Raw genomic sequence first — 26,353 nt, forward strand, 5'->3', positions numbered from 1 at the left:
GAATAGTCCCTTATAGGGACAGAGCAAGCCACCCGCTAAGCGGGTGGTCTTGACTATGCGGAGGCAAATGTTATTGATGAACCGGGATAAGATCAATCGGATTTATGAATCTGTACAGAAAGTGAATCAGGTATATGAGGTATGGGCCGGGAAACATAAGCTTACTTTATATGAAATGCTGATGTTTTATGAAATTTTTCAGAAGGAAAATATGGAGATCACCCAGAAAGAACTGAGCATAAAACTGGAGGCACCGAAGACATCTGTCAACAGTATTATCAAGAAACAGCTGAATGCAGGATATATCGAAATGCGTGTCAACCCACAGAATAAGAGGGAAAAAATCATCTCGCTGACAGAAAACGGGGAGCGTTATGCAGAAAAGCTGATTCGGCCGCTGCTTCAGTATGAGGAAGAAGCGGTAGGAATGTTAGAGGACAGAGAAGTGGAAACAATTATTGCGGCACAGAATAAATTTGCAGATATCTTACTGAGTAAGATGGAAGACAGATAAAGAGAGGAGATATTTTTTGGACACACAGGTAAAATTGGAACATGAAGTCAGTTTTCGATGGCTGATCGTATTTGCACTGACAACCATCTTATCCAGCATTTTTTCCAGTCTGTATACGACTGTGGACGGGATTTTTGTGGCAAGATGGGTGGCTCCGATGGCGTTGCATCTCTGATGATCATCTGGTATGCCTAGGGATTATTCGGCGGACTGTTCCGTGGATATATCAATGGTGTTTCCTCTGTGATCAGCTATAATCTGGGACGAGGCGACAGGGAACGGTTATCTTTATGATCGTGCCGGTACTGGTTCTGCCGGGGATTTTGGGCATGGATGGAGTATGGATGTCCATTACAGCAGGTGAGGTTATGAGTATTCTTATGAGTGTTTATTATTTCAGAAAATACAGAAACAGGTGGAGCGCAAAGGCATAAAAACAGGACAGAGCGACTTTTGAAATTGAGGAGTCTGCTCTGTCTTTTTTTGTGGTATAATGAAATATCAATTTGATATGAGACAATGTAGGAGATAAACATGGAAAAATATTTCGCTCTTTTAACCAAATCAAGTAAGTCCCCTGCTTCAATTGCGAAAAGCAATAAGCAGTGGGTGGGGACTTGCTTGTATCAGGAAGAGTGCAAGCTCCTCCTGATAAACTGCGGAGCAGTTATTTGGTGTAGAGCTGCGTAGCGAAGCGGATTGCGAATATCCGCTTGACAAGAAGGCGGAGCAGACCTGGCCATGAAGATCCCGGCAAAGAGTATTCAGACTGCAGCGTGGACCGTGTACCGCTGTCAGTTCGGATATTATAAGGTAATCGGTTTCGGCAGCGGACCCTGCAAGAAATGTAAGAAGTGCAATCCGCAGTACTGTAATTTTCCGGATAAAACAGTTCCGGCTATGGAAGCGTGCGGCATAGATGTTTTTGCTACAGTCCGAAATAATGGACTGGAGATCCATATATTACGGGAAAAAGGTGAGATTCAGAATCATTTTGGATTGCTGATGGTAGAATGAGAGGATAAACAGATGGAAAAAAAGATCGTTCAGGTTCAGGAGAGAACTCCACAGCTGCTCCGGCAGTTATTAAAGGTCTGGGAAAGCGGCTGCTTCAGTACGGTATTGAAACTTATAACATTCAGGAACTCACTGTAAATGAACAGAATCCCCAGGCAGTGGGTTTTTATGAACATATGGGATTTCAGACTTATAAAAGAACGGATCATGATGAGGAAGGGAATCCGTATCCGCTTTTGTATATGAGATTATCCAGATAAGCAAAGCGATTATTTGCCTATGGGTAAGTACAGGATGCGGGATTTATCAGTGCTATATTTAGACTGTGCTAATAAAGCAGAAAGGGAAGGATAAGAATGAACTGTCAGGAATTGACTGATCAGATAGAAGAATACAAGCCTTATAATGAGCAGGAAGAAAAAGACAAACGTCTGATCCTGGGCTGGATCAGAAACAATGAGAATGCTTTTTCCAGAGAAAATACAGTAGCCCATATGACGGCTTCCGCCTGGGTTGTGAACAGGGAGCGAACCAGAGTTCTTATGGTATATCACAATATTTACAACTCCTGGTCCTGGCTTGGAGGACATGCGGATGGGGAGACGGATCTTCTGTCTGTTGCAATCCGGGAGGTAAAGGAAGAAGCGGGGATTTCCAACGTTCATCCGGTGTCTGAGGAGATTTTTTCCATGGAATCCCTGACTGTAGACGGCCATGTGAAAAAAGGAAAATATGTATCCAGCCATCTGCACTTTAATATCACATATCTCCTTGAGGCAGATCCGGAAGAAGCGGTTTCCATAAAAGCAGACGAAAACAGCGGTGTAGCCTGGTTTTCACCGGAAGAAGCATTGGAGAGATCTACAGAACCGTGGTTTGTGGAGCATGTTTACAGCAAACTTCTGGAAAAAATGAATGATGTGAAGGAGAACGGTAAATGAAAATTGCACTTGTACAGATGAGTATGGGAAAGGAAATATGCGAGAACCTTGATAAAAGCCTGAAATACTGTGATATGGCAGAAAACTGTGATCTGGTCTTTTTTCCGGAAATACAGCTGACACCGTTTTTTCCCCAGTATCATGATATGTGCGTGGATCATTACTGTATAGATATGGATCATGATGCGCTGGCAGGATTGTGCCAGAAAGCAAAAAAGCATCATTATTATTTATCACCAAATGTCTATCTGGAATCAGAAGGATCCAGATACGATACTTCCTTATGGATCTCACCGGAGGGAAAAATCCAGGACACTGCAAAAATGGTCCACATTGCACAGAACGAAAATTTTTATGAACAGGATTACTATACACCGGCAGAGGATGGCTTTAAAGTTTTTGACACACCGTTTGGAAAGGTTGGTATAGTAATATGTTTCGACAGACATATGCCGGAAAGCATCCGCTCCTGTGCATTAAAAGGCGCAGACCTGATCATAGTCCCGACTGCAAATACAAAAGTAGAGCCAATGGAAATGTTTGAATGGGAAATGCGGGTTCAGGCCATGCAGAACCAGGTTTTCATTGCCATGTGCAACCGTGTCGGAACAGAAGATAAAATGCAGTTTGCCGGGGAATCGATCGTGATCGATCCCAGAGGGAAAGTCCTTGCAAAAGCAGATGACAGAGAGCAGTTACTGGTGTGTGATATCGATCTGCAGGAGGTAAAAAAAGTCAGAAGCAGTCTGGATTATTTATCACTTCGAAGACCTGAGCAGTATGATCAATAAAGGAGAAAACAAAAAATGGCAAAACTATATTTCCGATACGGGGCGATGGGAAGCTCGAAATCTGCCAATATTCTGATGGTTCGTTATAATTATGAAGAACGTGGTCAGTATGCGATACTGTTAAAACCAAGAACAGACGACCGGGATGGAGAGCATAAGATCCAGTCCCGGATAGGCTTGTCGGCTCCGGCTGAATATGTGGATGATTTTCTGAAAGAAATTTCAAAATTATGGAATGGAAAGGAAACAGAATATCTGTATCATGGCAAAAAAGTAAATGCCATTCTGGTGGATGAAGCACAGTTTCTTTCCCCGGAAGAAGTCGATACATTATCAGATATTGTGGATTTTTATGAGATTCCGGTTCTCTGCTATGGCCTTCGTACAGACTTTTTGAACCACCTGTTTCCAGGTTCCAGACGTCTGATGGAAATAGCAGATGTTATCGAAGAAGTTCCCACTGTCTGCTGGTGCGGGAAGCGTGCACAGTGCAATACCCGATATTCCAACGGAAAGATTGTGCGGGAAGGTGCCCAGATCATGTTGGGATCAAATGAGAGCTATGTGGCGCTTTGCAGAAAACATTATAAAGAAGGGAAATTGTGGAAATGAGATAACATCCTGAACACAGGTCGCGAAGCGGATTGCGAATGTCCTCTTTACGCACGGAAGAATATGATACTTCAAAGCCAGATAAGTCAAAACGTCTTATCTGGCTTTTTTGCAATGAATCCGATTGTAATAAGGATTATCGTTAACACCCATGAGATCGGGAACGCATAATACAGAATATTTAACTGATGATAATGTCTGAAAACCGTACAGATCCATACAATGCGAAAACAGCAGGTTCCAATAATAGTAGCAACAGCCGGGTACAGGGAATGTCCGGTACCTCTTAATACGCCTGCCGGGATCTCGTACAGGTTGCACAGCGGTTCGAAAAAAAGAATGCACAGGATACGAAGGCAGGCATTTTGTATCACTGTTTGATCTGCAGAAAAAAATCCTGCAAAAAAATTCCGGAATATGACAAGTGGTTCAATAAGGATCAGACTGCTCACAATAGAGAAGACCAGACATATCCGCAGAATTTTTCTGCATCGGTAAAGCTGCCCGATCTGCTGAGCAACCAATACATTGACTCCTACAGATAATCCGGATGACAGAGCCACGATCAGGGCAATAATTTCTCCGTTGGTCCCTACGGCAGCAAGAGAAGACGATGTGTCGAATAATCCTACGATCGCAGTGTCGGCTGCATTAAATAATTGCTGCAGCATACTGCTGAGGGCAATCGGAATGGTAAAAAAAAGAATACTTCTGTATAAAGAACCTGTGAGCATATCGATGTTTTTTTCTGAATAGCGCATATCTTTAAATCCTTTCCCAATAATCTTGAATCATTGTAACTCAATTATTATAATAGAAAAAACGAATATATTTGATAAATAACATCGAAAAAAGGAATGATAATAAATGGATAAGAATTTGCTGAAATATCTTGCTTTTGTAAAAACAGTAGATACAGGGAGCTTTACGAAAGCCGCAGACAGTCTGAATTATGCACAGTCATCGATCAGCAAGATGATCGCGGATCTGGAAAAAGGGTGGGGGATTTCGTTATTGCAGCGGAATAAAAAGGGTGTCTGTCTGACTTCTTCCGGCAAACAGATCCTGCCATATGTAAGAAAAATAGTAAGCGATTTCGAGGAAATACAGCAAAAGGTGAATGAGATCAACGGGATCCAAAGCGGTACTGTCAGGATCGGAACTTTTTCCAGCGTGGCGATCAACTGGCTGCCGGATGTGTTTGCAAGGTTTCAGAAAGATTATCCGGGGATTGATTATGAAATGCTTCTGGGCGATTATGAGGAAGTGGAAAAATGGATCGATGAGGGACGTGTAGATTGTGGTTTTCTGCGCCTGCCGGCGGGTGGTGCCTTTGATGTGATAAGTCTTAAAAAAGATGAATACAAGGTTGTACTTCCGGTAGATCATCCCCTTGCAGAGAAAAAATTACTGGATTATGAAGATCTGAACGATCAACCGTTTTTGCTTCTGGAGCACGGAGGAAAAACGGAGGTATCCGAATTGCTGGAGAAAAACCACGCACATCCCAATATCCGTTTTACCACATGGGAAGATTACGCCATCATGTCAATGGTGGAGCGGGGACTGGGGATCGGAGTGCTTCCAGATATGATCCTGAAACGGATTCCATACCAGATCGCGATCCGATCATTCAGGAATCCATATTTCAGAGAGATCGGACTGGCGATGAAAGACAGAACAAAGCTGACTCCGGCAACCAGGAAGTTTATAGAATATCTTACGATCAATGAACGGTTGGAACGGCTGTGATCTTCAACTGTGTTATTTGGTTCAATTCATTTTTACAGGAGTTGGTCAATATATTCAGCCGATTATTGCAACAAATTACGGTGGTGGAAATTGTGGTGTTATTCATCAGTGTCATGTTTTTGAAATTTTCTCAGACATCCGAGTACTCCGAAAGAATTCAGAAGATGAAGTGACTGACAGTAAATATGTTAGTTGTATAGAACATTATAGTATGGTAAACTTCAATTAATAAGAGTTGGAGGAGTGTCTATGAAATTAAAAAACGTTTTGATAGTAGTAAAAGACATCGAAAAATCGAAACAGTTTTATCATGATCTGTTTGGCTTGGATATGATATTGGATAATGATGGAAATCTGATCGAGGTAGGAACGCCGATATAATAAAAGAATCTCTGGGCAGATAAAGGGGGAAGAAATTATGTTTTATGGACTTGACCAGGTATTTAATATTTTATTTGCAATTATATTTTTCTGTGTCTTAGGAACGATGGTTTATATTTTTGTGAAAAATATCAGCACATGGAATAAAAATAACAATTCTCCCAGGTTAACGGTCACTGCTAAGATTGTTGCAAAGCGAACGAAGGTTTTCCATAATCAGCAGTCTGATGGTTTCAGCACCACTACATCAACCAGTTACTATGTGACTTTTGAAGTAAAAAGCGGTGACCGGATGGAGCTGTCTGTCGCAGGAAAGGAATATGGTCAGATGGCAGAGGGAGATGTTGGTGAATTAAGTTTTCAGGGAACCAGATTTCTTGGATTTGAGAGGAACTGAAAAAATGACGGAATATGTGGGAATTGGAGGTAAGAAGCATGAAAGAAAAAACAAATTATGGAAACTGGGTACCAGAGAAAATGCTGTATCTGATGTTTGGGCTGGCAGCAGTCTTTTTTGTAATTACTGTAGCAGCGAAGGCTGTGTTGCATAAGCCGGTGATTGCTATAGTGCTGGGGGCGCTCTGCATACTGTCACTGCTCTATGCAGTCTACATGCTGATCTGCCATGAAATTTTCGCATTTGGAAAAGGCAATATGATGGCAGGAGTCCATGAGCATCTTGTGGATTATCTTAAATGGAACGGAGAAGGGAAGCTTCTGGATATCGGATGCGGAGCTGCTGCACTTACAGTTCGCTGTGCAAAAGCGTTTCCTGAGGCCAGGATCACCGCAGTGGATTACTGGGGAGTAGAATGGAGTTATGCAAAAGAGCAGTGTGAGAGAAATGCGCGGATCGAGGGAGTTGCAGATCAGATCACTTTCTGGAAAGGTGATGCTGCAAAACTGGATTTTCCGGACGGAACGTTTGATGCTGCAGTGAGCAACTTTGTATTTCATGAAGTGCGCTCTGCAAAAGACAAGAGAGATGTGGTAAAAGAAGCGCTCAGAGTAGTAAAAAAAGGTGGAGCTTTTTCCTTCCAGGATATGTTTTCTCAGAAAGCACTGTACGGAGATATGGATGAATTTGTCCGTATATTAAAAGCAGAGGGAATCTCAGAAGTACATTACATAGGGAACCTGGAGAAGAAGCTGGAGTTCATTCCAGGTTTTGTGACAACACCGTGGATGATAAGTGGAATGGGCATTCTGTATGGAAAAAAATAAGTCAGAGACAGAATAGATAAGAGCTGTAAAAAATAGAGTTTGCACGGTTTTTTTGAAAAGCTTGGGATTTATGAGAAACTGAAACCGAAACTGATCAAAGTCGGAATGGGACACAGCCGGAACGAGAGCAAAGAAGAACTTGCATATGCCAAAGATATGTTTGAAACCATTTTCAAAGATTATACCAAAGAAAAAGATGTGCATATTTCTGGTCTGCTGGCTGATCTGATGAAGCAGACGCCGGTTACGGAAACGGATTTTAGGATGCTTAAGGGAAAAATACTTCTGATACTTCCAGACCAGGATTTCTTTTCCGGAAAGATGCAGAAAGACCTTATACAACTGATGCATGATCCTGTCATCCAGTATGTTTCAGGCGGACATCTCTCTACGATTTTGAAAGCGGATGATTATGTAAAAGTGATCCGGGATTTTCTGGGAAATATATAGATCATTTCCTCGCAACAAGATGTGCGCGGAAGCCTTTCTGCTTTTCCATAGTCAGTACGGTGAATCCGGCTTTTTCTGCCATGGCGATGAATTCTGCAGGTTTGTGTATCTTTACATCGCCGTGTCCGAACAGATTAGCCAGGGGCATCTCCAGATGATTCATAAGCCAGACAATAAAGTTGGAGGAAGTATAGTCGCGCAGGATCAGGCGGCCGCCTTTACGCAGGACACGGTAGGTACTGTTAAAAAAGTCCTGGGGATTTGGATAATGATGAAAGCTGTTTGCACAGATAACGGCATCAAAAGAATCATCCTCAAAGGGCAGATTTTCACTGTCACCTACAAGAAATTCCGTGTTGGAGAGATTCTTGGCCTGGGCCACATGGATCATTTCAGGAGTAAGATCCAGGCCGGTGTAGTGTTTATCCGGATATTTCTCATGAAGAAGTTCGATCATCGGGCCGGTTCCACAGCCGCAGTCCAGGACATCATGAAAAGATTCTTTTTCCAGTTCTGCCAGAATCGGAGGATAATCGTCTTTGCACATTTCGTAAATACCGGCATGGCCGCTGTCATAGATTTTGGCTGCCTGCGTAAATTCTTTGACAGAAAGTTTTTTATATTCTTCAGGGGTCATAGCAACGCCTCCTTGATATTGATTTGCTGTTAGATTCTACTAACTAACGGTATCATAAATTTCAGGAAAAGTCAAAAGGAATATGGTTGATAAAACATGACAGAGCTAATATTTGCGTAAGAAAGAAGTGTCAAGAAATAAAAACTTGACACTTCTTTCTTTTGCATGTTATAGTCAAACTGAGGTGGTTATATGAAAGTAAAAGAACCAGACTTAACGGAACAGATCAGAGAGATTTTTGGTACAACAGATGCTAAAGAATTAAGGCGAATCGCAGAAGATGCAGCATGCTACAGAAAAAAAGGAAATTCTGCAAACAGGAGTCCTGTCGGCAGAAAGAATTCTTTTACAGATCCACAGCTTGCGAATATCCTTGCGTTGCAGAAGCAGGGTGTGAAGATTACAGAAATTGCAAAAAAATACCATGTATCCAGACAGACGATCTACAGTCAGATAAAACGTGTGCATAATTTCAGTGAAGATCCAGATGTAAAAATGAGGATGTATTTTATGAACAGGGATTATCTGTGCACGATGATAGATATAGATTTTTTACACGAAAAAATTTATATTAAAAATTATACGGATCAGATACCATTAAGAGCATTTGGAGTTGTGGATAATCCAAGCTGGAATGATTTTGAGTATTTTCTGGAGGACAGATGTTTTCCCAGGACACGCGATCATGCAAAAGAAATCCTGAGAGATATGAGAATTCCTTTTTACGATCCACTTCTGATTATTGAAAAAACAGATGGATATATGGAAGGGGATCACCAATGGATCATGATGGTAAAAAAGGAAAGGTGATTTTGGGTGGATAAAATTGAACTTAATAAGTATTCTCCTTTACACAAGACAGGCCATACATCAAAAGGTGATCAACGTAAATGGAAGATTGATAATCTGTGGTATAAGGCGGATTATATGGGATATGAGAGCCTGGCAGAGGTACTTGTTTCGAAGCTTCTGGACAGAAGTGAATTGAGCTATCCGTTTGTAAGATATGAGCCCGTTCAGATCGAATATAAAGAGCAGGTTATATCTGGTTGTGTTAGTGAGGATTTTTTAAAAAAGAATGAAATTCTGATTCCAGTTGAGAAATTGTATCGCCAATATATGGGGGAAAGCCTGGCTATAAGGCTGACTGATTTTGAAGAAGTTACGGAAAGAATTCAGTATATGGTAGAACAGGTTGAACGTATAACTGAGATTGAAGGTTTTGGCAAGTATATTACGGCAATGTTGGAGATTGATGCTTTTTTTGTAAATGAGGACAGACATACCAATAATATTGCTGTGATCTATAATGAAAAAACACAGCGATATTCGCTCAGCCCTTTATTTGACCAGGGACTTTGCATATTTGCAGATACCAGTGTGGACTATCCACTAGAATTATCCTACGAGGCTTGCCTGGAAAAAATAGAATCAAAACCTTTTAGCATGGATTTTGACATTCAGCTTGAGGCAGCAGAAGAATTATATGGAACCCAGATAGATTTTAATTTCAACATTGAGGATGTAAATGCCATTCTGGATTCCGTTGCGGGGATATATTCTGAAGAAATCTGTAATCGAATTAGGGAATTGTTGCGTTATCAGATTCGAAAATATTCTTATCTGATAAAAAAATAATCAACATCATCAGGGAGGTGATGCCATGCCGTCATATAAAGAACAATTTAACCTGAATATTTTTGACCATAGTTCTGTAGGATATTGCGTGCTGGAACTTGTGCTGGACGATAAAGGACAGCCGGTGGACTGGATCTACCGTTACTGTAATCAGGCCTTTGCAGATATAAAAGACTACAGGCTGGAAGCGATGATCGATCGGTCCTTTCTGGATCTGTTCCCGAAAATTGATGAGAAGTGGTTATACGCCTGTTATGGGGCGGCATATGAGAACAGGTCCAGTGAAATGGTGATTCGAAAAGGAAAAAAATATCATGTGACAATCACACCTATCGGGAAGAGCGGATTCTGTTCCGGACTGATCCAGGCATGGGATAAGGACAGAAATCCAGATGACGAGATACAGGACCCGCTAAGCGATGAAGAATTTATCATAAGAAAACTATTTCCGGAGTACGTTTCCCTGTATCGGATAGAACTTAATTCCGGAAAATTTGAGATTCTCCGTCTTGCTGAAAATACAAATGCCAGAAAACTGGCGGACAGGAAAGACAAAACATTTGCCAATTTTGATGATTATGCGAAAGAATATGCGGATTCCTTTATTTTAGAACAGGACAGAGAAGAATTCCTGAACTGGCATACCTGCAGAAATATGAAGAGAAGGCTTTGTAATACGGAAAAGATTACCTATCATTACCAGAGCGTTTCAGAAACAGAAAAAAATAAATATTATGAAGCCTATGCGGTACAGGGAAAAAGCGATGAGAAAACATTTACCATATTTTTAGGATATCGCAGTATAGACAGTATTCTTTATAAGGAAAAAGCGACACAGAAACGACTGGAGAAAGCACTGGAGGAAGCGGAACTGAGAAACGAGATCATATCTTCCATTGCAAAAACATATCAGTATATATCAAGAATTGATATCCAGGCGGACTGGTTTGAAGAAATTTCAAACAAAGATAAAGAACAGTTGAATTTTATAAACTCCGGTGTTCTGTCAGTCAATAATAAAAAAGTATACAGACAATATATTGCGGAGGAATATCAGGAGGCATTTTTTAAATTTACAGATATTTCTACGCTGCCGGAACGAATGAAGAATGAAGAAACCATTGCCATGGAATACCGGATGAAGGATGGAAACTGGCATAAACTTCGTTTTATTGAAAAAAAGAGGGACACAAATGGAAATCTGACACATGTGCTCTGTGCGATCCGAAGTATCAGTGCGGCAAAGAAACGGGAAGCATCGCTTCTGTATCAGGTGGCGGAAGCGAAAAAAGATGCAGCTCTTAAATCCAGGTTTTTGTCAAACATGAGTCATGATATCCGTACACCAATGAACGGGATCATCGGTATGATCGATCTTGCAAACCATTATCCAAATGATCTTGAAATGCAGCAAAAATGCAGAGATCAGGTTCTGGAATCCTCCAAACATCTGGTTTCTCTTGTAAGCAATATACTGGATATGAGTAAACTGGAATCCGGAGATATTATTGAACAGGAACTGGATTTTGATCTCACAGAGGTGTTAAGCAGAGCAAATACCGATAAGCAGATTCTGGCGGAAGAAAAAAATATTGATTATGTGGTGGACTGGAAAAAAGGAAATTTAAAGCATGTATATCTGGTAGGAAACCCGGCTTATTTGGAGCGACTTCTGACGATAGTTGCGGATAATGCAGTGAAATTTACAGAACCAGGAGGTACGATACATGTATGGTGTTCAGAAAAATCTGTGGATGACAGTCATGTGATGTATGAATTTGTATGCGAGGATAACGGAATCGGCATGAGCGAAGAGTTTATAAGCCATGCGTTTGAGATGTTTTCTCAGGAAAATGAAACCAGCAGAACAAAATACGAAGGTGCGGGGCTTGGCCTTGCGATCGCTAAGAAGATCGTAGAAAGAATGGAAGGTACCATTGAGATAAAAAGCAAAAAAGGCAGTGGGACAACTGTAACAATGACACTTCCGTTTAAGATCGGACAGCCGGAAAAAAACGAAATTTCAAAAACAGATAACGGAACCAGGCAGGAAATATCTTTCGAGGGAATGTGCGCCCTGATAGCGGAAGATAATGAACTGAATATGGAAATTGCAAAATTTATGCTGGAAAATAATGGAATCCGCGTAGAGTGTGCGGCTGATGGGGAAGAAGCAGTGAAAAAATTTGAAAAAGCGCAGCCGGGGTATTATGATGTGATCTTCATGGATATTATGATGCCAAATATGAATGGCTGGGATGCGGCACGCAAGATCCGTTCCATGAAGAGAAGGGATGCCGGAACAATACCGATCATTGCCATGAGTGCCAATGCATTTTCTGAGGATATCATTAACAGCCGTATTTCCGGGATGAACCAGCATCTTACCAAACCTCTTGAGGAGGCAAAAATTTTGGCTGAGCTTAAAGAGTGTCTGAGCAGATAGGAAAGCGGCCCTGGCTCTGCTGGATCAGATCAGAAGAAAGGATAAAGACAGGATAGTGGAAATATTAAAAGCAAAAGAAACAGATATTGATGATATCGAGAGAATCTATGAACATATTCATGATGAGGAAGAAAATGGAAGAGCTGTGATCGGATGGATCCGGAATGTATATCCGGTGAGAAAGACAGCAGAAGATGCTTTGAGACGGAATGATCTGTTCGTTATGAAAGAGGAAAATGAAGTTGTGGCAGCAGCGGTCATCAATCAGATCCAGGTTGAGGAATATAAATATGCCCGGTGGAGAGTGGAAGCAGAGGACAGTGAAGTTATGGTGCTGCATTGTCTGGCTGTAGAACCTTCAAAGAAGAATAAAGGCTATGGAAAAAAATTTGTGGCATTCTATGAAGATTATGCCAGACGTTGCGGATGCAGTTCACTGCGAATGGATACCAATGCACGGAATACCCAGGCAAGAAAGCTGTACCAGAAGCTTGGATATGAGGAAACAGGGATTGTAAAATGTACGTTTAACGGGATTCCGGATATCCAGCTTGTGTGCCTTGAAAAAGATCTGGATGCAGAGGAAGTTAAGCTGAAATGCCCCTATTGCGGAAGAGAAATGTGTGAGGGTCAGATCCATTCTTTTAACCAAATCAAGTAAGTCCCCTGCTTCAATTGCGAAAAGCAATAAGCAGTAGGTGGGGACTTGCTTGTATCAGGAGGAGTGCAAGCTCCTCCTGATAAACTGCGGAGCAGTTATTTGGTGTAGAGCTACGTAGCGAAGCGGATTGCGAATATCCGCTTGACTTCCGGAATGGAATGGAGAACCAGGGGAGAGTCCATGCGGTTAAACACAGAAAAAGGTCTGTCGAAAATGATCTATGGTGACCGGATTGATGCTTATCGTTGTGAGCATTGTAAGAAAATCATTATATCTTATGAATAAACTGGACTATAATGTAAGGAAGAATGAACGATGTTATTTAAGAAAGCAAACCTGGAAGATTTTCACATGATAAAACAGTTTTACTGGGATCTTATCGATGAGATGAGTGACCAGAATGATAAGATCGGATGGAAGAAAGGAATTTATCCCACAGATTCTTTTTTACAGGAAAGCCTTGACAGAGGAGAACTTTTTGTACTGGAAGAAGGGGGTGGGCTTTGTGCAAGCGTGCTCCTGAACAGTGCCTGTAATGAAGGATATGCAGGCGTGACCTGGAGCATTGAATGTGGAGAAAATGAAATTCTTGTGCCCCATGCACTGGCTGTTTCTCCTTCCAGGCAGGGTAAAGGCATCGGCAGGTATTTCATGGAGGAAATCCTGAAACTGGCAAAAACGGAAAAGAAAAAAAGGTAAGGCTGGATATCCTGGGTACCAATACAGCTGCGGAGAGACTCTATACAGGATGTGGATTTCGTTTTGTCCAGGCAAAAGATATGTTTTATGAGGATACCGGCTGGACGGAATACAAGATGTATGAACGGGTCTTGTAAGGGATTTTTGACATAAAATAGATATTTTGGAGGTACAGGAAATGTCACTGGAAAAAGCAGAAGAATATCTGAAAAACAAAGGAATGCTGGATCATGTGATCCGACTGGAAGATTCTACGGCGACCGTTGTGGAGGCGGCCCAGGCTCTGGGCGTGGAACCGGGGATGATCGCAAAGACCATGTCGTTTCTTCAGGATGACCAGCCGGTGCTGATCCTGACGGAAGGAACTGCCAGGATCGATAACCGGAAATATAAGGATACCTTTCATGTAAAAGCGAAAATGATACCATTTGATGAGGTAGAAAGCCAGATTGGACATGCACCTGGAGGCGTTTGCCCGTTCGGGATCAACGAAGGCGTGAATGTATATCTGGATGAGAGCCTGCGGCAGTTTGACGTTGTTTATCCGGCAGCAGGAGATGATCACAGTGCCGTGAAGCTTTCCATCGAAGAGCTGGAACAGATTTCCGGAGCTGAGGGCTGGGTGGATGTATGTAAAGAATGAAAGGAATGGACTGTATTGAGGTGCAGTCCTTTTTTTGTGCCCGAAAACATAATGCAGCAGGAAAATAGATGCAGAGAAATTGTATAAAATAACCAAAAAGAAAGATAACAAATTATAAATAACCAACGAAATATAGAAAGGACCATTAAAAAAAGACATGTGTCCTATGAAAAAGGACCAATGTCACTTATACTTTGGCCTAACAAATGCGGAAGACAGAACAAAAATCATGAAAGGAGATGCCATAATGAAACGGAAAATAATGGTAGTATTATTAGCGGCGGCGATGACTGGATCGCTTGCAGGATGTGGAAGCACACAGAACAAAAATGCGGCGGATGCTTCAGAAGAGAAAATGAAAGTAGCAATGGTAACAGACTCCGGTGATATCACAGACCAGAGCTTCAATCAGATGACTTACGAAGCATGTAAGGCATGGGGAAAGGAAAATGACATTGAGTTCAACTATTACAAACCCCAGAGCGATTCGGATGAAGCCAGAACAGCAAGTGTGGATCAGGCAGTGGCAGATGGCGCGAATGTAATTGTGCTTTCCGGCTATGTGTTTGCACCGACTGTGATCGATGAATCGGATCTGTACCCGGAGGTGAAATTCCTGGCACTGGATGTAAGTGCCGGTGATATCTGCGAAAAGGGTATCGGAGAAGGATATGACTACAATCCGGATCACTATAATGTAACGGATTATTACAATGAGGATAACGTATACTGCTGTACTTATCAGGAAGAACTTTCCGGATTTATGGCCGGTTATGCGGCAGTCATGCTTGGATACCGCCATCTGGGATTTCTGGGCGGAATGTCTGTTCCGGCAGTTAACCGCTATGGCTACGGATATGTTCAGGGAGCAGATGCAGCTGCAAAAGAGCTTGGAATCACAGATGAAGTACAGGTTGAGTATGTATGTGGCGGACAGTTCTATGGAGACGCAGATATCACGGCTTACATGGATACCTGGTATGGATCAAAAGGTGTGGAAGTTGTATTTGCCTGTGGTGGAGGAATTTATACTTCTGCGGCAGAGGCGGCAGTTAAAACCGGCGGAAAAGTTATCGGTGTTGACTCCGACCAGTCCGCAACTATTGACGATTACAAAGAAGGCCTGACTGTGACTTCTGCAATGAAAGGTCTGCAGGTTACCATTGATAATGTGCTGGATGCGATCCTGGATAATGAATGGGATAAATATGTAGGAAAAATCGAAAACCTTGGAATGGAATCCCCGGATCCGGCTGAAAATTATGTACAGCTTCCGGAAGAGACCACGCAGTGGGATGGTACTTTTACGAAAGAAGATTATCAGAAGCTGGTACAGCGAATGTATAACGGAGAATATGAAGTGTTCAGCGACAGTACAACATTTCCGGAAACAGAGATCACAGCAACCGATTACGGCAGCATTAAATAATAAAACATGAATGATGAAATAAAGGAGGAAAACAATGAGCGAGTATGTGATTGAAATGTTAAATATAACAAAACGTTTTCCGGGGATTGTAGCCAATGACAATATCACACTTCAGTTGAAAAAAGGTGAGATCCATGCACTGCTTGGAGAAAACGGTGCCGGAAAATCCACGCTGATGAGTGTTTTGTTTGGATTATATCAGCCGGAAGAGAGCGAGATCAGAAAAAACGGTAAGAAAGTGGATATCCAGGATCCTAATGATGCCAATGAACTGGGGATTGGTATGGTCCACCAGCATTTCAAACTGGTAGAATGTTTTTCTGTTCTGGATAATATCATGCTGGGTGTGGAAACCACAACAAATGGCGGCTTTCTGAAAAAGGATGAAGCAAGAAAAAAGGTTGTGGAGCTGTCTGAAAAATATGGTCTTTCTGTTGACCCGGATGCGAAGATCGAAAATATCACAGTTGGTATGCAGCAGAGAACGGAAATCCTGAAAATGCTGTATCGTGATAATGAGGTCCTGATCTTTGATGAGCCTACAGCGGTACTTACTCCCCAGGAGATCAATGAGCTTATGGTGATCATGAAGAACCTTGCAGCAGAAGGTAAAAGTATTTTGTTTATTACCCATAAACTTGCGGAGATCATGGCAGTGGCAGATCGCTGCAGCGTGCTTCGAAAAGGAAAATATATCGGAACTGTAGATATCAAAGATACAACACCGGAAAAGCTTTCTGCAATGATGGTTGGAAGAGATGTAAATTTTGTTGTAGATAAAAAACCGGCGAAAACAGGAGATGTTGTATTAAGTGTAAGGAATATGACCGTTGCATCAAAACAACACAAGAACAATGCGGTGAATCATGTATCCTTTGATGTCAGAAGAGGTGAGATCGTCTGTATCGCGGGAATTGACGGAAATGGCCAGTCGGAGCTGGTATATGGCCTTTCCGGGCTGGAACCGGTAAAGGAAGGAACGATCACAATGAATGGACAGGATATTACAAACATGCCCATCCGAAGAAGAATCACTTCCGGCATGAGCCATATCCCGGAAGACAGACATAAGCATGGTCTGGTCCTGGATTATTCTCTGGAAGATAACATTGTTCTGGAACGTTATTTTGAACCACAGTTTACAAACCGTTTTGGTTTCTTAAAGAGAAAAGAGATCAGAAAATATGCAAACCGTCTGATCAAACAGTATGATATCCGCTCCGGCCAGGGACCGGTCACGAAAGTACGCTCCATGTCCGGAGGTAACCAGCAGAAAGCGATCATTGCAAGGGAAATTGATAAAGATCCGAAATTCCTTATCGCCGTACAGCCTACCAGAGGCCTGGATGTGGGAGCCATCGAGTATATCCATAAGCAGATCGTTGCTGAGAGAGATGCGGGAAAGGGTGTATTGCTGGTAAGCCTTGAACTGGATGAAGTTATGAATGTTTCAGACCGTATTCTGGTCATGTATGAGGGTGAGATCGTAGGAGAATTTGACCCGAAAAAAGTATCTGTAGAAGAGCTGGGGTTATATATGGCAGGCTCAAAGAGAAAGGGGATAAAAGAGAATGGATAAAAAACAGAAACTTCTGAGAAATAATGCATTTCAGACAGTACTGGCATCGCTGATCTGCATTGTCATAGGTCTTATTGTTGGATTTGTCGTGCTTCTGATCATTTCGCCTTCCGGTGCCGGAAAAGCGATCATAGCAATTATGAAAAACTTTTTCTATTATCCGAATGCGGCAGCAGCGACGAAATATTTTGGAACAACTTTAATAAAAGCGTCAGCACTTCTGATGTGTGCGTTATCAGTAATATTTGCCTACAAAGTAGGTTTGTTCAACATTGGTGCAGCAGGTCAGTATGTGATCGGCGCAGGTGGATGCCTGTATATGGCCTTAAGATTTAACCTGCCGTGGTATATTTGCCTGATCGCAGGAGTACTTATTGCTGCTGCGGTGGGAGGAATTTCCGGTGCATTAAAAGCATATTTGAATGTAAACGAAGTAATTTCCTGTATTATGCTAAACTGGATTTCTCTTTACAGCGTAAATATGTTATTATCACAGGTAAAGGATGGTTCCACACCATATACAAAACTGTTATTCAGCTACAACAAAAGTGCAATGCTTCCAACAGCTGGATTAAATGAACTGTTTCATAACAAATACATGACCATTGGGGTGCCGATGGCAGTGATCGCAGCGATTATTGTATGGGTTGTGCTGCAGAAAACAAAATTTGGCTTTGAACTGAAAGCAACAGGAATCAACAAACTGGCCGCAAAATACTGTGGCATGCATGAAAAAAGAAATATTATCGTTACCATGATGATTTCCGGAGGTCTTGCCGGTTTCGGTGCGGGAATTTTCTACTTAAGCGGAATTGAACAGTGGATGGTACAGCAGACAAGTGTGCCGGGCATGGGATTTAATGGAATCGCAGCGGCATTTCTCGGTGGATTGGATCCTATCGGAACAATTTTCGCCTCCTACTTTATCCAGCATATTACTAGTGGTGGTACTTATGTGGATACAACAACATACTGTACACAGATTTCTGATCTGATCTCAGCATTTATTATTTATCTGTGTGCGTTTGTATTTTTCTTCAAGATCTGGTTTAACCGTTACCTGGATAAAAAAGAAGAAAAAAGTGTAAAGGTAAAGAAAGGAGGCCGGAAATAATATGGTATTATTAGTTCAGTATACATTAATCTTTGCATCGGTTCTGGCACTGGTTGCTCTTGGGGGCTGTTTTTCGGAGCACAGTGGAGTAATCAATATTGGCCTGGAAGGCATCATGGTCATGGGAGCCCTTGGCGGTGCCCTGGCAATGAAATTTCTTCCGGCAACCACTCCGGGAATCGTTTTGTTTATTCTGATCGTACTGGCAAGTGTTTTAGTTGGAATGGCATTTTCACTGCTTCTGGGATTTGCGGCGATCCACTTTAATGCTGATCAGACACTGGTGGGAACTGCATTAAACTTAATGGGAACTGCGGCGGCAGTTGTTATTGTAAGAGCGATCAATGTAGCGGAAAATCCGGATAATGTATCTTCTACTGTTGTATATCGTCAGGCAAAGCAGGTGTTTCTGGTAAAGATCGGAGATTTTGAGTTTAACTGGTTTATGCTGATCATTGTACTGGCAATCATTGCTTCACACATTGTATTATATAGAACAAAGTTTGGTCTTCGGCTGTGTGCATGTGGAGAGCACCCGCAGGCAGCGGATTCCGTAGGTATTTCTGTTTACCGAATGCGTTATGCAGGAGTGCTGATCTCCGGAGCACTTGGGGGCCTTGGGGGTCTGGTCTACATCACGGCGGGTGTAAGTGAGTGGAAATTTGAGAATGGGGTGGCAGGTTTTGGATTCCTGGCACTGGCGGTTATGATTTTTGGACAGTGGAGACCGGTGAATATCGGACTGGCAGCATTGTTATTTGGATTTTTCCGTGCGCTGTCAAACGTGTATACCGGATTTGCGCCGCTTGTGGCATTAAAACTTCCAAGCAGTTTGTATAATATGCTGCCATACATTATTTCTCTCGTTGTTCTTGCCTTTATTTCCCAGAAATCAAGGGCACCGAAAGCGGAAGGAATTCCTTATGATAAAGGACAAAGATAAAATGAGACCAGGTAAAAAATTAAAAGAGGATATATAAAACAAAAAAAGAGAGGATGACAGATATGAAAAATTATTCAGAAGACGCAAGCAGACAGTATCATATTCAGGTAGCAAAAGGAGAAGTGGGACGTTACGTTATTTTACCGGGAGACCCGAAACGCTGCAAAAAGATCGCACAGTATTTTGATGATCCGGTTTTTGTGGCAGATAACCGGGAATATGTAACCTATACCGGAACACTGGATGGAGTGAAGGTAAGTGTAACATCCACCGGAATCGGAGGACCGTCTGCTTCCATTGCAATGGAAGAACTTTATCGATGCGGAGCAGATACTTTTGTCCGGATCGGAACCTGTGGTGGAATGCAGCCGGAGGTAAAGAGCGGAGACATTGTTGTTGCAACCGGTGCGATCCGTATGGAAGGTACCAGTAAAGAGTATGCACCTATCGAATTCCCGGCTGTGGCAAATCTGGAAGTGATCAATGCACTTGTGGAAGGTGCGAAAAAAGAAGGCTGTGAATTTCATACAGGTGTGGTACAGTGTAAAGATGCATTCTACGGTCAGCATGAGCCGGAGACCAAGCCGGTCAGCTATGAACTGATGAATAAATGGGAAGCGTGGAAGCGCCTCGGATGCCTTGCTTCTGAGATGGAATCTGCTGCTCTTTTTGTAGTAGCAAGCCATTTAAGAGTACGTGCAGGTTCCTGCTTCCTGGTGCTTGCAAACCAGGAAAGAGAAAAACTGGGACTGGATAATCCTGTTGTGCATGATACTGATAAGGCGATCCAGGTTGCAGTACAGGCGATCCGGGAACTGATCCGTGCGGACCAGTCACAGAAAAAAGGAGAATAAAGATGAATGTAAATGAAATTTTAAAACATGTAGATCACACCCTGCTTCTGCAGGGTGCAACCTGGGAGGAGATCCGACAGATCTGTGATGACGGGATCAAATACCAGACTGCTTCTGTATGTATTCCGCCGTGCTATGTAAAACAGGCCAGCGAATATGTGCAGGGGAAGGTGGCAATTTGTACAGTGATCGGTTTTCCAAATGGAAATATGACCACAAAAACGAAGGAATTTGAAACAAAAGACGCCATCGAAAACGGGGCGGATGAAATTGATATGGTGATGAATATCGGATGGCTTAAAGATAAAAAATATCAGGATGTTGAACAGGAGATCCGTACTCTGAAAGAGGCATGCGGGGATAAAATCCTGAAAGTGATCATCGAAACCTGCCTGCTGACAGAAGAAGAAAAGATTAAAATGTGTGAGCTTGTGACAAATGCAGGGGCAGATTATATCAAAACTTCTACCGGATTTTCTACAGGAGGTGCAACTTTTGATGATATCCAGCTGTTTGCAAAACACGTAGGAGAAGGTGTGAAGATCAAAGCGGCAGGTGGTATTTCAAGCATGGACGATGCGGAGAAATTCCTTACTCTTGGAGCAGACCGTCTTGGAACCAGCAGAATTGTGAAGATCGTGAAGAAAGAAGAAGGGGCAGGATATTAAAGAGGATAAATATTATCTGATTTTGGACTGCGGAGTATGAAGCTATAACACAGTGAAATGGAAACATTCACTTTATTCGGGAAAGGTGGGAAAATCATGGAAAAGAAACAGATTGAAGAAATGATCGATCTGGCGATCAGACAGCTGGATTATTCGTATGTGCCATATTCGCATTTTCATGTAGGCGCGGCACTTCTTGCAAAAAATGGTACCTATTATACCGGGTGTAATATAGAAAATGCTGCCTATACCCCAACGAACTGTGCAGAGAGAACTGCTTTTTTCAAAGCGGTCAGTGAGGGCGTGAGGGAATTTCAGGCAATCTGCATTGTGGGCGGCAAGGATGGCGTTCTTACAGAATATGCGGCACCGTGTGGGGTGTGCAGACAGGTTATGATGGAATTCTGTGATCCGGAAACCTTTCAGATCATACTGGCAGTCAGCAAAGATAAATATGATATTTTTACTTTAAAGGAACTTTTACCACTTGGATTTGGACCGGCTAATCTGGCCTGACAGAAAGGAATGTGCTTATGGAAACTTATAAGAGAGTATTTGTGATCGTTCTGGATTCACTTGGAATCGGGGCAATGCCGGATTCCGAAAAATTTGGTGACAAAGGTGTGGATACATTTGGACATATCCTGGATAAGATGGGAACTCTGGATATTCCAAATCTTCAGAAGCTGGGGATGCTGAACCTGCATAAAGGCGGCAGGATGGAAGGCGTGGAGAAACCGATGGGGCGTTATATGCGGATTGCGGAAACCAGCAATGGCAAGGATACCATGACCGGACACTGGGAAATGATGGGAATTAATACAAAAAAGCCGTTTATTACTTTTACAGAGACAGGATTTCCAAAGGAACTGATCCAGGAGCTGGAGAAAAGATGCGGTAAGCGTGTGATAGGAAACAAGAGTGCCAGCGGTACAGAGATCATAGAAGAACTCGGTGAGGAAGAGATAAATACAGGCGCCATGATCGTCTATACATCTGCAGATTCTGTAATGCAGATCTGCGGAAATGAGGAGACGTTTGATCTTGCAAATCTGTATCGTTGCTGTGAGATTGCCAGAGAACTGACCATGAAAGACGAGTGGAGAGTTGGAAGAGTTATTGCAAGGCCTTATGTGGGAAAGAAAAAGGGTGAGTTTAAAAGAACCAGCAACCGCCATGATTATGCACTGAAGCCCACAGGAAGAACAGCGCTCAATGCATTGAAAGATGCAGGCCTTGATGTGATCGGTGTTGGGAAGATCAACGATATTTTCTGTGGCGAGGGAATCACAAAGACTTATCACTCGGACAGCTCTGTACACGGCATGCAGCAGACCGTGGAGATCTGCAAAGAAGATTTTCATGGACTTTGTTTTGTAAACCTGGTGGATTTCGATGCTCTGTGGGGACACAGAAGAAATCCGGAAGGATATGGACATGAGATCGAGAAGTTTGATAAAGGACTTGGTAATCTTATGAATGAAATGCGGGAGGATGATCTTTTGATCCTGACTGCAGATCACGGAAATGATCCCACCTATACAGGAACGGATCATACCAGAGAATATGTTCCGTTTCTTGCATATTCAAAGAAAATGAAAGAGACGGGAGCTATTGAGGACCAGGATACATTTGCTGTGATCGGCGCCTCTGTTGCAGAGAACTTCGGGGTAAAAATGCCCGAGGGCACCATCGGGAAATCAATCCTGGAGAAGCTGAAATAAAAAAATAATATACTGGCAGAGAAATGAATATGGGAGAACGGTATTTATATCAGAAATGTCCCTTTTTAAAAGAAGTAGGCCAGGAAAGAAGGGAGCAGTTTGAAACATATTTTCGAACTGCTCCTGACTGGCTTATTGATGCATTTGTTGTGGAAAAAATGAAAAAAGGGACAACATTTATCCGAGAGAATAATCCGGCAGATACGATTTATTTTATTATAGAAGGACTGATCGTGGCTACAGATTACCGGGTACTTGGGATCAGCTATGATTTTATGCAGTTTCGAAAAATGTATGCGTTTGGCGGAATGGAATTTATTATGGATCTGGATGTCTATAAGACCTCACTTCGAACGGTGACAGACAGTATTGCGGTGAAAATTTCAAGGCCAATGTTTGAGAAATGGATGTATTCAGACATAAAGGCATTGAAATATGAAAGCCAGCAGATGGGAGAATATCTGCTGGAACAGGCAAGAAATGAGCGTATCTTTCTTTTGATGAACGGGACTGATCGCTTGTGCCTGCTGCTAGTCAATCACTATGAGCAATATCAGAAAAAAAGGAGTGCTCTGTGTAAAAGAAGGACAGAAAAGCCTGGCAGATAAGACAGGAATGTGTCTGAAAAGCATAAACCGCGCAGTAAAGAGGCTTTCTGAACAGGGACTGATCGAAAAACAAGGGAACAAGCTCCTGGTGGGAAAACAGCAATATGAAGAAATGAAGGCGCTGATTTCGGAAAAGACGGATATGGAATAAAGAACAGGTATTGATAAAAATAAACTATGCTTTGCAGGCATGATTTACAAGCGAAAATAGGTATTAGACAGAATCCTGTGTGAAAGCTAAAATAAATGTGTAAAAAAGATTTTCCGGGAAATAAGAAGAACTGAATTGGGCAGAGCAGAATGGGAATGTCTGCTTTGCAAAACAGGAGGGCATTGTTTATGAAAAAAGCAATTGTAATGGCTGGAGTCTTGTTTGCACTGACAATGACTGCCGGGTGCGGAAGCCAGAACCAGGATCATGCAGCAACAGCGGAATCAGACGTAACAGAAAATGAAGAAGAGGCTTTGCAGGATAACGAAAACACAGAAAAATCATCGAAGGTTCTGGTTGCATATTACTCAGCAACCGGAAATACGAAAGCAGCAGCTGAAACAATTGCAGATGCAGCCGACGGAGAATTGTTTGAGCTGCAGCCGGCAGAGGCATATACTACAGAAGACCTGGATTATAATGATCCGGAAAGCCGTGTCTGCAAAGAACATGCGGATCCGGATCAGATCCAGAACTGGGTAGGAAGTCTTGATCTGTCAGAAAAATAAACAAGAGTCAAAGGAACGTGGAATTTATGAAGATTATAATTTTGCAGGGAAGTCCCAATAAAAAAGGATCTACCAGCATCCTGGCGGAAAGTTTTGCAAAGGGAGCTGTGGAGGCTGGACATAAAGTGGAACGGTTTGACCTTGCGAAGATGAATATTCATCCATGTATCGGATGTGTTGCATGTGGTTATGAAGGTCCATGTGTTCAGAAGGATGATAATCAGCAGATCCGGGAGGCAATCCTGGGAGCGGATATGGTGGTGTTTGCAACTCCGCTGTACTATTATGGAATGTCCGCACAGCTTAAGATCGTTGTGGACAGATTTTGTGCATATAACAGTAGTCTCCATGGAAAACATATGAAATCCGCACTTCTTACTGTGGCATGGAATGCGGATAACTGGACGTTTGAAGCTCTGGAAGCTCATTATAAGACGTTGGTACGTTATTGTGGATTTAAAGATCAGGGAATGGTGCTGGGATACGGCTGCGGAAGCCCGGACATGACGAAAAGAAGTCCGTATGTAGAAGAGGCGTATCAGATGGGAAAAAATCTCTGATGCTATAATGCAGAGAGATGCAAAGCATTAAAGGATTGAAAAGTAATCACCTGGACGATGATATTACAGTTCGGGCGATTACTTTTTTGGTTACCTACAAGGAATGACAAAAATAAAAAATGCCGAAAACCCCTGAAATACAAGAATCTTCGACACTTATTAATAGCAGGGGATGAGAGAATCGAACTCCCACCAAAGGTTTTGGAGACCCCTATCATACCATTTGACCAATCCCCTATATTCGGTTGTGTTTTCATCACTGTTGAAATTATACATATAAAACATACAATTGTCAAGAGATGAAAGTGTTTTTTATACATAAAATATAAATAAAAATTCTTCCTGATATCTGGCTGATAAAAAGACAACAGTAAGCGGAGATGGAGGGATTTGAACCCTCGCGCCGGTTGCCCGACCTACCGCATTTCGAGTGCGGACCCTTCAGCCACTTGGGTACATCTCCAGGTAGTTCCAGATTTTTTTGGAATCTTTTGCGAAAACCTTTATTATTATATAAGGTATCCGGGTAAAGGTCAATCTTTTTTGAAACTTTTCTTTCTGTATTATTGACGAATCTTCCAGACTATAATAAGATAATGAGATAAAGTGTACAGACAGAAGTGGATGTGCAGAAATGGAGGGAATTATGAGCGACAAGAAATCAGCGATTCTTAAGGCTGCCAAAGGTCTTACAGAGAATTACGCTTCCGAAGAACTTTTTATGCCGAAGAGCGGCAGACGTCTGCCGAACCGTTCGGTGATCATTGATATAGTAAGAGATCTGAAATCCATTGTATTTCCGGGATATTTCAGCACAGATACCAGTGCTACCATATTTCCGGAGTATTATGTGGGACACAGACTGAATGACATTTATGACAGATTGAAGAACCAGATCGAGATTGCGCTTCTTTATCACGGAGAGGAACCGGAAGAGGCAGCAGCTCGTGCAGACAGAACCACATGTGGATTCTTTGAGCAGCTTCCGGAGATCCAGAGACTGCTTCTGACAGATGTGCAGGCCGGTTTTGACGGAGACCCTGCAGCCAAGAGTAAGGAAGAGATTATTTTTTCTTACCCGGGACTGTTTGCAATCTATGTATATCGTCTGGCTCATGTTCTTTATAAAGAAGAAATTCCGTTTATCCCACGTGTGATGTCAGAATATGCACACGGCCGTACAGGAATTGATATCAACCCGGGTGCGACCATCGGAGAGTATTTCTTTATTGATCATGGAACCGGCGTGGTTGTAGGTGAGACAACAGAGATCGGAAATAATGTGAAACTGTATCAGGGTGTGACACTGGGAGCGCTTTCCACAAGAATGGGACAGCAGCTTGCCAATGTGAAACGTCATCCGACGATCCGTGACAATGTAACGATTTATTCTAATTCTACAGTTCTTGGCGGAGAGACCGTTGTGGGAGAGAATACCATTATCGGTGGTAATACTTTCATCACAGAATCTATCCCTGCAAATACCAAAGTCAGTGCCAAGAGTCCGGAGCTTGTGATCAAGAAACCGAAGAGCCAGGTTTCCGCCACAAATGTATGGGATTATTGACGACAAATCAAATAAATAAAAAAGTTTAAAAAATTTCAAAAAACCTGTTGACAAATAAAACAGTATGCTATATACTAATCATCGTTGTAGCGGTCAAGCGATCGGTAATCACCGAAGCGACGATGCGCGGGTGTAGTTCAATGGTAGAACACCAGCCTTCCAAGCTGGATACGTGGGTTCG

General features: G+C 42.3%; 35 protein-coding genes, 2 tRNA genes and 1 pseudogene. 34 read left to right on the plus strand and 4 right to left on the minus strand.

All coding sequences use genetic code 11. The features are described 5' to 3' along the window. Positions 1-73 precede the first annotated feature (73 nt). The 9 genes from G5B06_RS16200 to G5B06_RS16235 all read left to right on the plus strand — a co-directional run bounded on the left by G5B06_RS16200 (position 74) and on the right by G5B06_RS16235 (position 3,875). Positions 74-514 (plus strand): MarR family winged helix-turn-helix transcriptional regulator, encoded by a 441-nt coding sequence (locus G5B06_RS16200; RefSeq protein WP_173762757.1) that lies wholly within the window; start codon positions 74-76, stop codon positions 512-514. A 16-nt stretch (positions 515-530) separates the two neighbouring features. Next, the gene (locus tag G5B06_RS16205) at positions 531-689 is read left to right on the plus strand and encodes a hypothetical protein (protein ID WP_173762756.1); all 159 of its coding nucleotides are present in this window, start codon (positions 531-533) and stop codon (positions 687-689) included. Between the two features lie 115 nt (positions 690-804). After that, a complete protein-coding gene (locus G5B06_RS16210; RefSeq protein ID WP_173772513.1) occupies positions 805-948 on the plus strand; it encodes a hypothetical protein in 144 nt (47 codons plus the stop codon). A gap of 307 nt (positions 949-1,255) precedes the next feature. After that, positions 1,256-1,531: a DUF2284 domain-containing protein gene (locus tag G5B06_RS16215; protein WP_173762755.1), complete on the plus strand. Its 276-nt coding sequence runs from the start codon at positions 1,256-1,258 to the stop codon at positions 1,529-1,531. A gap of 12 nt (positions 1,532-1,543) precedes the next feature. Continuing rightward, positions 1,544-1,669, plus strand: a complete 126-nt coding sequence (locus G5B06_RS19490) for a hypothetical protein (protein ID WP_330596909.1) — start codon at positions 1,544-1,546, stop codon at positions 1,667-1,669. After that, positions 1,651-1,791 carry a GNAT family N-acetyltransferase gene (locus G5B06_RS16220; protein ID WP_330596913.1) on the plus strand — a complete coding sequence of 47 codons (141 nt, stop codon included), beginning with the start codon at positions 1,651-1,653 and terminating at the stop codon, positions 1,789-1,791. The genes G5B06_RS19490 and G5B06_RS16220 overlap by 19 nt, the downstream gene beginning before the upstream one ends. Positions 1,792-1,887: 96 nt before the next feature. Then, a complete protein-coding gene (locus G5B06_RS16225) occupies positions 1,888-2,472 on the plus strand; it encodes an NUDIX hydrolase (protein ID WP_173762754.1) in 585 nt (194 codons plus the stop codon). Next, complete coding sequence (locus G5B06_RS16230) at positions 2,469-3,263, plus strand: carbon-nitrogen hydrolase family protein (RefSeq protein ID WP_173762753.1); 795 nt, start codon at positions 2,469-2,471, stop codon at positions 3,261-3,263. The genes G5B06_RS16225 and G5B06_RS16230 overlap by 4 nt, the downstream gene beginning before the upstream one ends. A gap of 15 nt (positions 3,264-3,278) precedes the next feature. Continuing rightward, complete coding sequence (locus G5B06_RS16235) at positions 3,279-3,875, plus strand: thymidine kinase (RefSeq protein WP_021976122.1); 597 nt, start codon at positions 3,279-3,281, stop codon at positions 3,873-3,875. A gap of 86 nt (positions 3,876-3,961) precedes the next feature. Here G5B06_RS16235 and G5B06_RS16240 read toward each other — a convergent pair whose 3' ends face one another. Continuing rightward, positions 3,962-4,636 carry an MATE family efflux transporter gene (locus G5B06_RS16240; protein ID WP_173762752.1) on the minus strand — a complete coding sequence of 225 codons (675 nt, stop codon included), beginning with the start codon at positions 4,634-4,636 and terminating at the stop codon, positions 3,962-3,964. Positions 4,637-4,742: 106 nt separating this feature from the next. On the opposite strand from G5B06_RS16240, the gene G5B06_RS16245 reads away from it, so the two are divergent. The 5 genes and pseudogenes from G5B06_RS16245 to G5B06_RS16265 all read left to right on the plus strand — a co-directional run bounded on the left by G5B06_RS16245 (position 4,743) and on the right by G5B06_RS16265 (position 7,682). Beyond that, a complete protein-coding gene (locus G5B06_RS16245; protein WP_173762751.1) occupies positions 4,743-5,627 on the plus strand; it encodes a LysR family transcriptional regulator in 885 nt (294 codons plus the stop codon). Between the two features lie 249 nt (positions 5,628-5,876). Then, positions 5,877-5,987, plus strand: a pseudogene (locus G5B06_RS16250) (VOC family protein); the annotation flags it as partial. 58 nt (positions 5,988-6,045) lie between these two features. Beyond that, on the plus strand, positions 6,046-6,405 hold the full coding sequence (locus tag G5B06_RS16255) for a DUF2500 domain-containing protein (RefSeq protein WP_148448121.1): 360 nt from the start codon (positions 6,046-6,048) through the stop codon (positions 6,403-6,405). A gap of 38 nt (positions 6,406-6,443) precedes the next feature. After that, positions 6,444-7,232 (plus strand): class I SAM-dependent methyltransferase, encoded by a 789-nt coding sequence (locus G5B06_RS16260; protein WP_173762750.1) that lies wholly within the window; start codon positions 6,444-6,446, stop codon positions 7,230-7,232. A 39-nt stretch (positions 7,233-7,271) separates the two neighbouring features. Further along, positions 7,272-7,682, plus strand: a complete 411-nt coding sequence (locus tag G5B06_RS16265; protein WP_173762749.1) for a hypothetical protein — start codon at positions 7,272-7,274, stop codon at positions 7,680-7,682. 1 nt (position 7,683) lies between these two features. On the opposite strand, the gene G5B06_RS16270 is transcribed toward G5B06_RS16265, so the two are convergent. Beyond that, on the minus strand, positions 7,684-8,319 hold the full coding sequence (locus tag G5B06_RS16270; protein WP_173772515.1) for a class I SAM-dependent methyltransferase: 636 nt from the start codon (positions 8,317-8,319) through the stop codon (positions 7,684-7,686). Between the two features lie 192 nt (positions 8,320-8,511). On the opposite strand from G5B06_RS16270, the gene G5B06_RS16275 reads away from it, so the two are divergent. The 19 genes from G5B06_RS16275 (at position 8,512) to G5B06_RS16355 (ending at position 24,605) form a co-directional block, all read left to right on the plus strand. Then, entirely contained in the window at positions 8,512-9,129 is a 618-nt protein-coding gene (locus G5B06_RS16275; RefSeq protein ID WP_148448129.1) for a helix-turn-helix domain-containing protein, read from the plus strand. A 6-nt stretch (positions 9,130-9,135) separates the two neighbouring features. Beyond that, entirely contained in the window at positions 9,136-9,957 is an 822-nt protein-coding gene (locus G5B06_RS16280; protein ID WP_173772517.1) for a hypothetical protein, read from the plus strand. A 25-nt stretch (positions 9,958-9,982) separates the two neighbouring features. After that, positions 9,983-12,403 carry an ATP-binding protein gene (locus G5B06_RS16285; protein WP_173772519.1) on the plus strand — a complete coding sequence of 807 codons (2,421 nt, stop codon included), beginning with the start codon at positions 9,983-9,985 and terminating at the stop codon, positions 12,401-12,403. Positions 12,404-12,458: 55 nt separating this feature from the next. Continuing rightward, positions 12,459-13,064: a GNAT family N-acetyltransferase gene (locus G5B06_RS16290; RefSeq protein WP_173772521.1), complete on the plus strand. Its 606-nt coding sequence runs from the start codon at positions 12,459-12,461 to the stop codon at positions 13,062-13,064. Positions 13,065-13,217: 153 nt separating this feature from the next. Beyond that, on the plus strand, positions 13,218-13,349 hold the full coding sequence (locus G5B06_RS19845; protein ID WP_256443721.1) for a PF20097 family protein: 132 nt from the start codon (positions 13,218-13,220) through the stop codon (positions 13,347-13,349). A 30-nt stretch (positions 13,350-13,379) separates the two neighbouring features. Continuing rightward, the gene (locus G5B06_RS16295) at positions 13,380-13,763 is read left to right on the plus strand and encodes a GNAT family N-acetyltransferase (RefSeq protein ID WP_173772523.1); all 384 of its coding nucleotides are present in this window, start codon (positions 13,380-13,382) and stop codon (positions 13,761-13,763) included. 178 nt (positions 13,764-13,941) lie between these two features. After that, on the plus strand, positions 13,942-14,406 hold the full coding sequence (locus tag G5B06_RS16300; RefSeq protein WP_148448135.1) for a YbaK/EbsC family protein: 465 nt from the start codon (positions 13,942-13,944) through the stop codon (positions 14,404-14,406). A gap of 247 nt (positions 14,407-14,653) precedes the next feature. Beyond that, positions 14,654-15,835: a BMP family lipoprotein gene (locus G5B06_RS16305; protein WP_173772525.1), complete on the plus strand. Its 1,182-nt coding sequence runs from the start codon at positions 14,654-14,656 to the stop codon at positions 15,833-15,835. Positions 15,836-15,869: 34 nt separating this feature from the next. Further along, positions 15,870-17,414, plus strand: a complete 1,545-nt coding sequence (locus G5B06_RS16310) for an ABC transporter ATP-binding protein (RefSeq protein ID WP_173772527.1) — start codon at positions 15,870-15,872, stop codon at positions 17,412-17,414. Further along, on the plus strand, positions 17,407-18,528 hold the full coding sequence (locus G5B06_RS16315; RefSeq protein ID WP_148448139.1) for an ABC transporter permease: 1,122 nt from the start codon (positions 17,407-17,409) through the stop codon (positions 18,526-18,528). The genes G5B06_RS16310 and G5B06_RS16315 overlap by 8 nt, the downstream gene beginning before the upstream one ends. A 1-nt stretch (position 18,529) precedes the next feature. After that, positions 18,530-19,471, plus strand: a complete 942-nt coding sequence (locus tag G5B06_RS16320) for an ABC transporter permease (protein ID WP_021976106.1) — start codon at positions 18,530-18,532, stop codon at positions 19,469-19,471. Between the two features lie 62 nt (positions 19,472-19,533). Then, positions 19,534-20,325 carry a uridine phosphorylase gene (gene udp / locus G5B06_RS16325; protein ID WP_173772529.1) on the plus strand — a complete coding sequence of 264 codons (792 nt, stop codon included), beginning with the start codon at positions 19,534-19,536 and terminating at the stop codon, positions 20,323-20,325. A gap of 2 nt (positions 20,326-20,327) precedes the next feature. Next, on the plus strand, positions 20,328-20,993 hold the full coding sequence (gene deoC / locus G5B06_RS16330; RefSeq protein ID WP_148448143.1) for a deoxyribose-phosphate aldolase: 666 nt from the start codon (positions 20,328-20,330) through the stop codon (positions 20,991-20,993). A gap of 96 nt (positions 20,994-21,089) precedes the next feature. Then, positions 21,090-21,509 (plus strand): cytidine deaminase, encoded by a 420-nt coding sequence (locus G5B06_RS16335; RefSeq protein WP_148448145.1) that lies wholly within the window; start codon positions 21,090-21,092, stop codon positions 21,507-21,509. Between the two features lie 17 nt (positions 21,510-21,526). Beyond that, a complete protein-coding gene (locus G5B06_RS16340; RefSeq protein WP_148448147.1) occupies positions 21,527-22,717 on the plus strand; it encodes a phosphopentomutase in 1,191 nt (396 codons plus the stop codon). A 29-nt stretch (positions 22,718-22,746) separates the two neighbouring features. Then, a complete protein-coding gene (locus tag G5B06_RS16345) occupies positions 22,747-23,325 on the plus strand; it encodes a Crp/Fnr family transcriptional regulator (RefSeq protein WP_244094583.1) in 579 nt (192 codons plus the stop codon). A 7-nt stretch (positions 23,326-23,332) separates the two neighbouring features. Then, the gene (locus G5B06_RS19100; protein ID WP_244094584.1) at positions 23,333-23,476 is read left to right on the plus strand and encodes a hypothetical protein; all 144 of its coding nucleotides are present in this window, start codon (positions 23,333-23,335) and stop codon (positions 23,474-23,476) included. 188 nt (positions 23,477-23,664) lie between these two features. Then, positions 23,665-24,045, plus strand: a complete 381-nt coding sequence (locus tag G5B06_RS16350; RefSeq protein ID WP_243279028.1) for a flavodoxin — start codon at positions 23,665-23,667, stop codon at positions 24,043-24,045. Between the two features lie 26 nt (positions 24,046-24,071). Next, on the plus strand, positions 24,072-24,605 hold the full coding sequence (locus G5B06_RS16355; protein WP_173772531.1) for a flavodoxin family protein: 534 nt from the start codon (positions 24,072-24,074) through the stop codon (positions 24,603-24,605). 166 nt (positions 24,606-24,771) lie between these two features. Here G5B06_RS16355 and G5B06_RS16360 read toward each other — a convergent pair. Further along, positions 24,772-24,842, minus strand: a tRNA-Trp gene (locus G5B06_RS16360). A gap of 138 nt (positions 24,843-24,980) precedes the next feature. Continuing rightward, positions 24,981-25,068, minus strand: a tRNA-Ser gene (locus G5B06_RS16365). A 183-nt stretch (positions 25,069-25,251) separates the two neighbouring features. On the opposite strand from G5B06_RS16365, the gene epsC reads away from it, so the two are divergent. Then, on the plus strand, positions 25,252-26,172 hold the full coding sequence (gene epsC, locus G5B06_RS16370) for a serine O-acetyltransferase EpsC (RefSeq protein ID WP_118063184.1): 921 nt from the start codon (positions 25,252-25,254) through the stop codon (positions 26,170-26,172). Positions 26,173-26,353 lie beyond the last annotated feature (181 nt).

Source organism: Blautia luti, assembly GCF_013304735.1.
Lineage (GTDB): Bacteria > Bacillota > Clostridia > Lachnospirales > Lachnospiraceae > Blautia_A.